Annotated in this window: 11 protein-coding genes and 1 tRNA gene; 4 read left to right on the top strand and 8 right to left on the bottom strand. The window is 38.9% G+C overall.

Annotated features, from left to right (window positions below):
• Positions 1–13: 13 nt before the first annotated feature.
• Positions 14–928, bottom strand: coding sequence for an SAM hydrolase/SAM-dependent halogenase family protein (locus tag CLV51_RS06135; protein ID WP_106527099.1), 915 nt, complete (start codon positions 926–928; stop codon positions 14–16).
• A gap of 408 nt (positions 929–1,336) precedes the next feature.
• On the opposite strand from CLV51_RS06135, the gene CLV51_RS06130 reads away from it, so the two are divergent.
• The gene (locus CLV51_RS06130; protein ID WP_106527098.1) at positions 1,337–1,759 is read left to right on the top strand and encodes a DUF1801 domain-containing protein; all 423 of its coding nucleotides are present in this window, start codon (positions 1,337–1,339) and stop codon (positions 1,757–1,759) included.
• A 17-nt stretch (positions 1,760–1,776) separates the two neighbouring features.
• Here the strand turns inward: CLV51_RS06130 and CLV51_RS06125 are convergent, their stop codons facing one another.
• From CLV51_RS06125 to CLV51_RS06115, 3 genes are all read right to left on the bottom strand, one after another.
• Entirely contained in the window at positions 1,777–4,146 is a 2,370-nt protein-coding gene (locus tag CLV51_RS06125) for an ABC transporter permease (protein WP_245898632.1), read from the bottom strand.
• Positions 4,147–4,429: 283 nt separating this feature from the next.
• Positions 4,430–4,846: a VOC family protein gene (locus CLV51_RS06120; protein ID WP_106527096.1), complete on the bottom strand. Its 417-nt coding sequence runs from the start codon at positions 4,844–4,846 to the stop codon at positions 4,430–4,432.
• A 70-nt stretch (positions 4,847–4,916) separates the two neighbouring features.
• Positions 4,917–5,630 (bottom strand): helix-turn-helix transcriptional regulator, encoded by a 714-nt coding sequence (locus CLV51_RS06115; RefSeq protein WP_106527095.1) that lies wholly within the window; start codon positions 5,628–5,630, stop codon positions 4,917–4,919.
• A 158-nt stretch (positions 5,631–5,788) separates the two neighbouring features.
• Between CLV51_RS06115 and CLV51_RS06110 the strand changes: the two genes are divergently transcribed.
• Together CLV51_RS06110 and CLV51_RS06100 are read left to right on the top strand one after the other, a co-directional pair.
• Positions 5,789–6,382, top strand: coding sequence for a Crp/Fnr family transcriptional regulator (locus CLV51_RS06110; protein ID WP_106527094.1), 594 nt, complete (start codon positions 5,789–5,791; stop codon positions 6,380–6,382).
• Positions 6,383–6,829: 447 nt separating this feature from the next.
• Complete coding sequence (locus CLV51_RS06100; protein WP_106527092.1) at positions 6,830–7,234, top strand: hypothetical protein; 405 nt, start codon at positions 6,830–6,832, stop codon at positions 7,232–7,234.
• A gap of 363 nt (positions 7,235–7,597) precedes the next feature.
• On the opposite strand, the gene CLV51_RS06095 is transcribed toward CLV51_RS06100, so the two are convergent.
• From CLV51_RS06095 to CLV51_RS06080, 4 genes are all read right to left on the bottom strand, one after another.
• Positions 7,598–8,578, bottom strand: a complete 981-nt coding sequence (locus CLV51_RS06095) for a zinc-binding dehydrogenase (RefSeq protein WP_106527091.1) — start codon at positions 8,576–8,578, stop codon at positions 7,598–7,600.
• Between the two features lie 78 nt (positions 8,579–8,656).
• Positions 8,657–9,520 (bottom strand): RNA polymerase sigma factor, encoded by an 864-nt coding sequence (locus tag CLV51_RS06090; RefSeq protein WP_106527090.1) that lies wholly within the window; start codon positions 9,518–9,520, stop codon positions 8,657–8,659.
• A 261-nt stretch (positions 9,521–9,781) separates the two neighbouring features.
• Positions 9,782–9,855: transfer RNA gene (locus tag CLV51_RS06085), tRNA-Pro, on the bottom strand.
• Positions 9,856–9,954: 99 nt separating this feature from the next.
• Positions 9,955–10,569 carry an RNA polymerase sigma-70 factor gene (locus CLV51_RS06080; protein ID WP_158266941.1) on the bottom strand — a complete coding sequence of 205 codons (615 nt, stop codon included), beginning with the start codon at positions 10,567–10,569 and terminating at the stop codon, positions 9,955–9,957.
• 136 nt (positions 10,570–10,705) lie between these two features.
• Between CLV51_RS06080 and CLV51_RS06075 the strand changes: the two genes are divergently transcribed.
• Entirely contained in the window at positions 10,706–11,701 is a 996-nt protein-coding gene (locus CLV51_RS06075; protein WP_106527088.1) for a FecR family protein, read from the top strand.
• Positions 11,702–11,815 lie beyond the last annotated feature (114 nt).

Below are 11,815 nucleotides of genomic sequence, written 5' to 3'. Positions count from 1 at the left end.
ATAACGGCATTAATTATTTTTTATGAGACAAGGTTACCTGCACACTCCATTCGCTGCCGCTACCAATATGATAAGTATTGGCAAAGCTGCCTTCGTTAAGGGCAAAGGACAATTGCAGTAAACTATTCAGATAGCCCAGTGGCTTGCCTTTGGGCACAGCACCAAAGGTTTGGCTATAAGGGGCATCTCCCTGGTATACTTTTTTACCGTTATGAAAAAAAGTAACGTGTAATATATCGCCATACTGCGGATGCAGCTGGTTAAACAGCTCTGCGCTGATGTTAGTCCATATATTACCATACTGTATATCCAGGATGGAGATATTACCTTTCAGCGTTCCTCCTTCCAGCACAGCCTGTTGATAGGGGATACTCACTACCTTCTTTGGTAACACCGGACCAACCTGTTCAAAGCTGATGGCGCCTGCTGCCAGTCTTGCGCCGGTATAGGCATACACGTCTCTGCCGTGAAAGGTGTAGGATTGCTGCGAGTCTTTCCGGCGGTTTACAGCTTCATCTATTTCCCGTATTTCTGCGATACCCAGTGATGCCGCCACGAGTGTAAGTGTTCCGTTATCCGGTGTAACAATGAACTGCCCGGTGTTTGTTTTCAACACCACAGACTTCCGGCTGGTACCAACACCCGGATCTACCACCGATACAAACACAGTACCGGCAGGCCAGTAAGGAACGGTTTGTTGCAGGCGGAATGCTGCTTCCCATATATTATAGGCAGGTATTTCATGGGTAAGATCATATAATTTAAGATCAGGGGAAACACCTGTAGCAACGCCTTTCATCGCGGATACAGCACCATCTTTCAAGCCAAAATCTGATTGAAAGACGACTATCTTATTTTGCGAAAAAGCATAATGGGTACTAAGTAGTAGTAAAACGATGCCGATAACTTTTTGTATTTTTTTTCTCATAGTGTGACTTTAAAATATAATTAGTCTATAAAATTAGTAGATTAATAGATACCCGGCTATATTTTTTTTAACAAAAGGGGAAGTGCGTTTGCATTCATCGATTCCAGAAGCTTACACCTGTTTATGACCGGGCAGCTATCTTTATTATCCAGTATAAATTTATGCTATTAAAGTAATATGCAATGCCGTATCTTCTTTGGCTATCTAAATTACCTTATGTGCCCATTTATGCTGCCTGCAATGCTTTCCGTAGCGTCACCTGTTTCTGCATAACAAACGAGTCTAAAAGAGTAAAATAAAAGGCAATTATGGCAATATTTATCTATCTTAAAAATGATAATTGAAAAAATGAATTTGGTTCAAATTCAAAAGAGCAGTAATTTATTGGGGCGAATAAATATCTTCCTTATGGCTGAACAAAAAACAAAACCAACCGAACAATCTGTCGAAAGTTTTTTGAAGAATGTTACGGACGAAAAAGTCCGTGAAGATTGTTTTGCACTTATCGGGTTAATGCAAAAAGTAACCGGTGCTACGCCCAAAATGTGGGGATCAGGCATTATTGCTTTTGGTAAGTATCATTACAAATATGACAGCGGCCATGAGGGCGACACTTGTTTAACAGGTTTTTCTCCGAGAAAGCAGCATATTGTATTGTACATTATGTCAGACCTTAGCAGCTACACAGCATTGCTGGAAAAATTAGGGAAATACAAAGCCGGAAAAGGATGCCTGTATATCAAGAAACTGGCAGACGTGGACAGGAATGTGCTGGAAAGCCTGATTACGCAATCTGTTGATTCGCTGAAAAAGAAATATCCGGATAAATAACAAACCTGCCTTAAAAATTACTCTTTTCTCAGGCTTTTAACCGGGTTAGCCATCGCCGATCTGATAGATTGGAAGCTTACTGTTATCAATGCAATGGCAATAGCTAATAATCCTGCTATCAGAAATATTGCCCAGCTCAGGTGTATCCTGTAACTGTAATCCTGCAGCCATTTGTTCATGGCATACCATGCCACCGGTGTGGCAATGACGATGGATACAAATACCAGCTTAATAAAATCGAGTGATAATAATTTAGCGATATTCAATACAGATGCACCCAGCACTTTACGTACGCCGATCTCTTTCACCCTGCTTTCCGCCATATAAGCAGATAAACCAAACAGCCCGAGACAGGAAATAAATATGGCAAGGGTAGCAAATAACCCTGCTAACGTTTTAGTGCGTTGCTCATTATCAAATCGCTTCGCATATTCCTGGTCAACAAACTGGTAATTGAATGGATAGTCCTGATTATATTTTTTAAATACCTGTTCAGCTTTTGCAAGGTTGTCTGAAGTTGAATGCGCCGGGTTGAATTTTATGTGCATGGTGTTAAAAAAACTTCCTGGTCCTTCAATAACCACCGGAGGTATTTCACCATAAGGTGAGCCTGCAATATAATCTTTCACTACACCTACCACATGCCAGCTTAATTTCCCTCCTGATGATGTTATAATCCGGCCGATCGGTTTTTTAAAGCCCATTGTTTTTACAGCCGTTTCATTTAAAACAACAGAGAAGCTATCTGCAGGATATTTATTAATATCAATATCTCTTCCATCAAGTAATTGCATGCCGGTAGTTTTTACAAGATCGGCATCAGCGCTAAAAAAAGTGATGGCTACATTGGTATCTTTGGGGCTTTCACCCTGCCATCTAAGGCCCCATGTATGCCCTCCGCCCTGCGTTATACCGATGATAGTTTTGGTAACTGAAGCGGCAACGCCTGCATTGATCAAGTCCTGCTTTATCAGCGGATAATTCTTTTCAATATCGCCAACAAAATCTACGTGGATTAAATTACGCTTTGAGTAACCGGTTTCCCTATCCTGTGCATATTGTATCTGATTCCGAACAACAATTGTTGATATGATAAGAATGATGGCAAATGTAAACTGCAGCACTACCAGTGCTTTTCGCGGAGCGATAAGGCTCTGGCTATTTTTGAATTTTTTTTGAAAAATACTTACTGGTTTAAAAGAAGAAAGATAAAATGCAGGATAACTACCTGCCAGTAAACCGGTAAAAAGTATAAATCCTGCAGCAGAAAGCCAGAAGTACAAACTGTTATAAGGAACAAACAGTACCGTATTGATAAGTGTACCAAATGAAGGCAGTGCAAGTTGAGTTATTAATAAAGCAATGCCTCCCGAAACACAGGCAATTAAAATAGATTCTACAATAAACTGCCCTATCAACAATCCTTTGCCGGCACCTGCTACTTTGCGGATACCAACTTCTTTTGCACGTTTTTCGCTGCTGGCAGTACTCAGGTTCATGAAATTTATGCAGGCAATCAATAAAATAACAGCTGCAATAAGGCCAAATAAACGAACGGTTTCTATGCGACCACCGGATGGTTTTCCATTTTCAAATCCAGCATATAAATGCCATTGGCTAAGCGGAAAAAGAAAATGTGTCCATATATCATTACGACCAGCATTAAGTCTTGCAATGTCTTTAATTTTATTATTAAAGGCAGTCAGATCTGTGCCTGGCTGTAGCAATACAAAAGTTGATATATTGTTGCTAAGCCAGCTATCATTGTTCCAATTTATTTTTTTTAAATAATCCCAGGGTAATAAATATTCAAAATCAAAACGGGTATCAGATGGCAGATCTTTTAAAACACCTGTTACGGTAAAATTATCAATGCTATCTATCTTAATAATTTTCCCGATCGCATCTTCGTTACCAAACATTTTTTTCGCCAGCTTTTCAGTAATAGTAATTGAATAAACATTTTTTAACTGCTCATTCTTGTTACCGGCTATTAGTGGAAAACTAAACATCTGCAGGAAAGAAGGATCAACAAAAGCACCTGCAATGCCTGTAAAGCTTGCATTGTTGGCTGTAAAAAGAAAACTATTGACATCTTTCACATGGGAAGCAGCGGCTACTTCCGGGTAATTTTGTTTTAAAGCCGGCGCCAACGGCTGTTCTGTTAAAGGGATCGCGAAAGATTTCCCTTCTGAATTATTTGTCAGGCCATACACCTCATAAAGCCGGTCCTTATTTTCATGGAATTTATCAAAGCTTATTTCATTATGTAGCCACAATAAAATGAGCATGGCGCCAGCCATGCCAATACTAAGACCCAAAATATTAATGACGGAGAAACTTTTTCCGCCAATTAAATTCCGCCAGGCTGTTTTGAAATAATTCATTAACACAAAAATGTTTGGGCTAAAAAAATGCCGGGTTTATATACCCATATTAATCAATTAGTTACTATTGAAAAAATCTATTTAACTGTCCGATAATGGTACAACAACTGTTCGCTTTTAATAGAAATTGACTCGTCCTAAAATAACTATAAGACAGGTGAATAACTGAACAACACGGTTGTTTACAGGGGCGGTAATCCAGTTATGAAAAACGCCTGCCATAGCAAGGATTTTCCATAACTGAGCACCATCCGGTATTTTGTCAATATCCTATGAGGTGGAATTACGCTTTTTTAGTGGATGCCAGCACATCCAGGTAGTGCGGGTTGGACATGACACCCAGTACGTTCCCGAAGGGATCAACGACGGAAGCGGTGACGAACCCATGGCTACGGTCAGTGATTGGCTCGTATACTTTGGCTCCCATAGACAGCAGCCGCTCGAAAGTGGCTGTTACATCATCAACGTGCCAGTATATAATAGCACCGCCCGTGCCTGTAGCTGAACCATTGGGACTATAGCGGCTATCAATCAGGCCCAGCTCATGCTGGTAGTCTCCGATACGAAATTCTGCATACCCTGGGAGTTCAAAGTATGGAGCGATGCCCAACAGTTCGGAGTACCATTTCTTTGCTGCTTCGTGGTCAGCCGCGAAAAAACTGATAGTAGAAAGTCCTCTTAATGTTTGTGTGGTAGCCATTTTGCTTTTTTTAAAGGTTAAAACGTTATTGTTCTTTACAAAAGTAAAATGGCCTTGTGACAGCCCTATGTCAGGGGTATGGATTTTTTTTCCGGGAGCGTTCAAAATATTCCTGTAAGGTCATTTTATGGGGCTCAAATTGCTCATTGAGTATGTTCAGCTGCTGAATCCTGTCAAGCCGGAATGTGCGGTAATCTTTTCGTAAACGGCACCAGGCAACCAGTAACCAATTTTCCTGCGTGCTTAATAATGCAAAAGGTTCAATTGTCCTTTTGGATGTTTCGTTATTATCGGGGGAGTGATAGTCAATTTTTATGAGATTAAAATTGGTGAGTGCCAACTGCAAAGCCGATAAATAATTACTCGTTCTATCATTTTCCGTATTGTGACCAAATATAATGCGATCAGAAAGCAGGTTTGCTTTGTCTTTTGTGTTGTATCGCAAAACTGATTTTATCTTATTGATTGCCTCTCTGTATTCTCTCACAAATGAAGCATCTTTATTTTTCAGGACAAGTTGTTCAGCTGTAATTAAAGCATTTGCTTCGCTTTCAGAAAACATAATAGGCGGAAGCCGGTATCCTTCCATTAAAGAGTACCCTTTCCCTTCTTCAGTCAGGATGGGGACGCCCGCTTGTTCTAATGCCTTTATGTCCCTGTAAATTGTCCGGACACTGACTGAAAATTTATTTGCAAGTTCCGGGGCTGTCAAAAGTCGTTTTGTTTGCAATTGGGTCTGAATTGCAGTTAGTCGTGAAAGCCGTTTTGTATCATTGTCTTTCATAGCTTATTAACTGTCGGATAGTTGTACGTAGCACATCAAAAATGCCACTCACACAAATATAACCGAAAAGCCTAAGAAATATGCGATGAAGGTAATCCGATAAGTGGTAAATTGCCCCGATTCCTGATCTTAAAATTCGGAACAACTTAATAGTGGGTATGGATAATGTAATTAGCATTGATGATACCATCAATTTAATTGATAAAAAATATTTAAAGCTTAAGCCTGAAAGTAGAAAGGCCTTAAAAGAATGTGCAAGGATGGAGGTTTTTGATAAACATGCAATAATCGCCAGAGAGAACCAATACTCAGAAATATTAATATTCATCGTAACAGGGGTTTTAAGAGCATACTATCTGAAAGATGGAAAAGACGTAAGCGATTGGTTTTCTTTTGAGGGTGATTTTACCTGTGAAATAAACAGCTTCTTTCTTGATACGCCCAGCTCTCATTATATAGAAACATTGGAAAAGACTATACTCATGATCATTCCCAAAAAAGCAATATTGGAACTTTGTGATCAGCATCATGATATTGAAAAGCTAGCCAGATATGCTATCACGCAAACCATGATCAAACTTCAGCGTAGATTAGTTTCCTTGCAGTTCGAAACAGCCTTACAAAAATACACAAACCTTATTGCTGTTCGTCCGGATATTACGCAACGGGTTTCATTAGGACATATTGCATCTTTCCTGGGAATTACATTAGAAACATTAAGTAGAATTAGAAATCCAAAAAATGGAATTTGATCTATGTCAAATGGATTAAAGATGATTAAGATGACCTTTGGGCAAAAATAGTTTAATGAAAACCTTAATAGTTATTTGTGGCATCCACAGCCTGATTTTCGCTTTGTTTCACTGCTTATTCTGGAATAGGCTAAACTGGAAAAGTGACCTCAAAAAAATAAGTCCTGGTAATCAGGCTGTAATGCAAATCTTAAATCTCAGGATCATTTACATTTTCTTTTTCCATGCTTTCCTTTGCATCTTTTTTTCATCTGAACTGCTTCACACCACTTTAGGAAATGTCATTCTTATAGGATCCTCCTTATTCTGGATAGGAAGAACTATTGAGCAATTTTTCTTTAAGAAATTATTGCCCTTTAAGAACCCTATAAGTATAATACTGACTATTTTATTTGTAATAGGATCAGTTATCTATCTGATACCATTCGCAAACTTAAATTAAAACTGATGTTACGATTAGGTGGATATATAAATATAATAATCGCGTTAGCTCATATAACAGGGCTATTTTGGGCAGATAAAATGTTTGAAGTAACAGGGATCGGGCATCAAATGAAAGCACTATCTGCAATACACCCTATTTTGCCATACTTATTAACAGTTGTTGTTGCAATCATATTCTTCGTTTTTGGTTTATACGGACTTTCAGCAACTTATCTACCTATAAAACTACCTTTTCAAAAAACGGGGGTTTTCACAATCGCCGGGATCTATCTATTGCGTGGACTTGGGGAGTTAATAGCTAATGCATTGAATGGCACAAATACAGCCCTGGGAACACTTTATTCGGTCATCGCAGTCATTATTGGAGGGTTATATTTATTTGGGGGATTAAAAATCAGTAAAGTTTAAAGTCGTCGTTAAACTCTGCAGATTTTTTTATTAACTCAGGGGAGATGATTAATATAAATCTATTTAAAATTCAGGGCAATAGTAAATAATTATTTCAGAAGATTATTATCTTTTCAAAAGAGAGGTAACCGAAACAATATATATCCGTTTTAACTTTTACTGGAACACTGTTCTTTAATTAATGAAAAAGTTAAACAAGCACTAACCGCAGCTTTTTATTTACAACAATAAAAATACACTGAACAGTTCGTGCTTACAGGGAGCAAAATTCGTTCGAAACAAAGAAAGGCTTCAAGTCCAACGACTTAAAGCCTTTCTTTGTTCTGTCGGGGCAGCAACACTGGAATTAAGCAGTGATAATTTTCAGATTTTCACTACAATTTTACCATTCAGATTATCACTTTCCATTAGTTGGTGAGCCGCGGTGATTTGCGTAAAATCAAAAGTTTTTGCAAGAATATTGGGAATTTTATTTTGTTCAATGTCGAATATTATTTTTTGAACGGGTATTTCAGCATATGGAAATTCCATATTCCCAAAAGTAAAAGCACTGGCAAATGAAGTTAATTTTACACTACTTGGGATCTGCAAAAGTGGCATGAAATTCTCAAGGGGTATTAAACCTCCCAAAAAGCCTGCTATACAAACAGTTCCATTGGTTTGGGTACAGGCTAAGCTGTCTGTCAAAGTGGTGGTTCCTATTAGCTCTGCAACGCTGGTTACACCCTTTGGAATGATTCGTCTTATTTTTTCAGCTATTTTTCCCTCATCTAGGATTACATGATCGGCACCATATTTTTTGAGTAAAGTGTGTTTTTCTGCGGAACGACTTGTAGCTATTACAGTTAAACCCATTTGCCTGGCCAGAATGATTAGGGCTAATCCAAGGGTTGAAGTTCCGCCCCTTACCAAAATGGACTGCCCGGCCTTTACCTCAATTCCCCAATTTAACACAGCCCATGCAGTGGCGAAAGTTTCAGGGATTGCAGCCAGTTCATCCCATGGCAACGCTGTTTCGACGGGAATAATGTTTTGCAATGGAACACTGATATATTCAGCGTAACTACCGCCAAAATCTCTGGCCAGCCCACCAACGAACGAAACCACTTTTTGTCCCTTTTTTATTGTACCTGATGGATCATTTTCCACGATCCCGGCAAATTCAATGCCTATAATGTCGTGCGTTTCCCCCCATTCTCCTTTTCGCATATAGATCTCTGCACGGTTTATTCCGAAGGCCTTGTTTCTGACTAACACAAAGCCTGGCTGAGGTTCAGGAATAGGGTACTCGGTAATTATAAGATTTTCGGCATTCCCTTTTTCTTTAATTAAAATAGCTTTCATAATTTATAAATTTTGTTGTTATTCAGCTTTTAGACAATTGGCTAAGCCCCTTGTAACAACTTTTATAAATATTGGTCACTAATTCAAATTAAAGAGTGCCTTTACTTTTGGGGAGGTTAGTATTTGGTCAAGTTCTTCTGAAAACGCCTTATTGGACAGGAAAGTTAATTTTTGGAATAATTCACGGTAATCAGCATAAAAATGATCTTCCATTTCCTCTTGTTTTTTAGCAGCTGCTTCTTCAATGAAAATTTTATACTTAGGATAAAACAAAAGCTTTTCAGGGTTGACATATCCGGCTTTGATAAATGATTTTGTTTTTTTTGAGCATCTGCAGGAATTATTTTTATTGATTAATCCACATTTATCATTCATAAAATTATAAAGGTCTTTCTTCGCTCTTGACAGCATCATTCTGAAGTTTTCAGGTGTGATCGCTAAAATTTCACAGCCGATCTTATCATTAAATCCCAGAATCTCTCCTATAATAAATACCATTCTATATTGCTCATCGAGGCACATTAACATGCCTGTCATACAAGTTTGTTTTACTTCTTCAAAAAGGATTTCGTTATCAATATTGTTATAGGCTTCTTCCGGTAAGATAAAATCCGGTGTTTTATCCAGATTATTACCATACTCTTCAAATGAAAATAACTTATGCCTGCGGCTTGATTTAATAAAATTTAAGGTATGGTTGGTTGCTATTCGGTAAGTCCAGGTTTTAAAACTACTATTGAATTTAAACGTGTCTAACTTAGTGATGATAGCAATTAAAATTTCCTGTGTCAGGTCCCTGGCGTCGTTAACATTCCATAACATTTTGTAACACACATTGAAAATGTAGTTATTATACCTTTCGATCAGCATTCCAAGATGATCCTTGTTTCCATTGATGCTGTTTTTTACAAGTTCATTATCTGACAGTATTGCTTTTTCCATTATTTTGTCTTTTTGATTTAGACAAATCTATCATCATCTTGTAACAGTTACTTCATTTTGCGGGGAGCCCACTACAATAACCCTAATATATTAGTCAAATTTTTAAAGAAGTATTGTCCGGGGAAACAATTCGGGGTGACTAAAATTAGCCTGAAAATGCAGGCTTTCAATTTATGGCAATCAGTCAGCCGTTGAAATGACGGCCTCCCGGAAAGTTGATTGCATAAAAAAAGAGGCCAGAAGCCTCTTTTTTATTTGATGTCGGGGCGGCAGGATTCGAACCTGCGACCTCCTGCTCCCAAAGCAGGCGCGATACCGGGCTACGCTACGCCCCGTTTCCAACGTTTTCACTGATTATTCTGTGAAGCGGGATGCAAATGTAGGAAATTATATTTCATAAAAACAAATATCCACAGAATTTTTCTGCTATATTTTTAGAAAGATGCATGCTGAAGCAGCAATAACAATAAGATGAGGGTGAGTTCGTCGTTGAAGGAAGCACGTAGTATCCGTAAGGCTTTGCGCATGTGTTGCTCCACAGTATTTACGGAAATATTCATTCGTTCTGCTACTTCCTTATTGGATAGCTGCTCTTCCCGGCTAAGGAGGAAAACAGTACGACACTGCGGCGGCAGTGCCTGAATTTTGGCCCGCAGCCTTATTTCCAGCTCTTTTAATTCCAGCGCCTCCTGGCTATCCCCGGAATTAACGGGTAGATGATTGCGCAGTACCGCTTCTTTTTTTAATTGTAGCAGCAGTTGCCGGTGGTAGTTGAAGATCCTGTTCCTGGTAGCAATAAACAGATAGTTTTCCAATACTGTTTGCTCCTGCAAAGAAGACAATTGCCTGTAGAGCGATAAAAACACATCTTGTACCAGCTCCTGCGAGGCTTCCATGTTGCCTGTTTTTTTATGTGCCAGGTTCAGCAGCCGGATATAATGACGTGTATAGATCATATCGAAAGCCTTTTCATCTCCGTTTCTCCATAGTCTGAGCAGGGCTGAATCAGTATTTTCCGTGTATCGTTCGATTGGAATAATTTTTATCAAATCTAATAATAATTCATTTTTTTCTATAGTTGTGTAGAATCCTCACTATTTCCCCGCTAAAAAAATTTTTCACCGGGATAACGGTAACGCATTAAATTGGTGTTTTTAAATGTAGCTATCCACGTTTTTTGAATTTATGGACCAACAATATTTATATGTACTGTTAGCAAAATATAGCCAGGGCACTTGCACAGCGGAGGAATTGGCAATGCTGGAGACCTGGTATACCGGGCTTGGACAGCACCTGCCGGATCAGGTGATTGATCCCGAAAATGAGATGGCCAGGCAACTAACACAGGCAAAGCTGAAAGAGCTAAGGGCGCAGGTGAATAAAGATAAAGAGCCCCCTGTGCTGTATATTCCTTTATGGAAGAAAGCAGCCCGGATGGCTGCTATATGGGGAGGGCTCCTTTTATTGGCAGGTGCCGGCTATTATTTAATTAAACAGGATCAATCAAAACAGGTTAAATATAGTGGTTTTAATACCGGAGAAAAACAGAACTACAGTCGTTACATTACTTTGCCAGATGGAAGTACCGTGATATTACATGCCGGCAGCAAACTGGATTTTCCTGTAGCATTTACCGGCAAAACCAGGGAAGTGGAGCTCTCGGGAGAGGCCTATTTTGATATCCGGCGGGATAGCGCAAGACCTTTCATTATTAATACCGGCCGTTTAAAGACTACCGTGCTGGGGACAGCTTTTAACATCCGGGCGTATCCGGACCTGCCCGATATAACGGTATCGGTTACACGCGGAAAGGTGAAAGTGGAAGACGATAAAAAAGTATTGGCAGTACTTACTCCTGATCAGCAAATTGTTTACAATATTCAAAAGGCTACTGCAGCACAGCAAAAAGTAAATGCCATAGCCAAAATCAGTTGGACAACAGAAGATATGGTGTTTGAAAATACCACCTTTGAATCTATTGTAGCCACATTAAATAAGCGTTACCAGGTAAATATACAGTTCAGCAATGAAGCGTTAAAGTCTTGCCAGATTAGAGCTTCTTTCAGTGGAACAGAATCACTCGAACAAGTATTGGATGTATTGTGCGGTGTCAGAAATGCGACTTATACCATAGAAAACGGGCGCAATATTCTAATAAACGGCAAAGGTTGCGGACTATAATAAAAATAACCTGCATCGCTTACAAAAGATAATGTGAAGCCTTTTTAAATCAAATTTGCTAAATCAATTTAGCGATTCAGGGCAGGCTATTTATACTATGCTATTTTATTAAAA

It is taken from the genome of Chitinophaga niastensis (assembly GCF_003014755.1).
Lineage (GTDB): Bacteria > Bacteroidota > Bacteroidia > Chitinophagales > Chitinophagaceae > Chitinophaga > Chitinophaga niastensis.
The sequence above is the reverse complement of the archived record's forward strand: the minus strand, read 5'-3'. Positions and strand labels throughout refer to the sequence as shown.

Coding starts and splice junctions, on each gene's coding strand:
- CLV51_RS06135 (WP_106527099.1), bottom strand. CDS start 928: ATGAGAAAAAAAATACAAAAAGTTATCGGCATCGTTTTACTACTACTT.
- CLV51_RS06090 (WP_106527090.1), bottom strand. CDS start 9,520: ATGGAAAAAGCAATACTGTCAGATAATGAACTTGTAAAAAACAGCATC.
- CLV51_RS06120 (WP_106527096.1), bottom strand. CDS start 4,846: ATGGCTACCACACAAACATTAAGAGGACTTTCTACTATCAGTTTTTTC.
- CLV51_RS06115 (WP_106527095.1), bottom strand. CDS start 5,630: ATGAAAGACAATGATACAAAACGGCTTTCACGACTAACTGCAATTCAG.
- CLV51_RS06125 (WP_245898632.1), bottom strand. CDS start 4,146: ATGAATTATTTCAAAACAGCCTGGCGGAATTTAATTGGCGGAAAAAGT.
- CLV51_RS06130 (WP_106527098.1), top strand. CDS start 1,337: ATGGCTGAACAAAAAACAAAACCAACCGAACAATCTGTCGAAAGTTTT.
- CLV51_RS06075 (WP_106527088.1), top strand. CDS start 10,706: ATGGACCAACAATATTTATATGTACTGTTAGCAAAATATAGCCAGGGC.
- CLV51_RS06110 (WP_106527094.1), top strand. CDS start 5,789: ATGGATAATGTAATTAGCATTGATGATACCATCAATTTAATTGATAAA.
- CLV51_RS06100 (WP_106527092.1), top strand. CDS start 6,830: ATGTTACGATTAGGTGGATATATAAATATAATAATCGCGTTAGCTCAT.
- CLV51_RS06095 (WP_106527091.1), bottom strand. CDS start 8,578: ATGAAAGCTATTTTAATTAAAGAAAAAGGGAATGCCGAAAATCTTATA.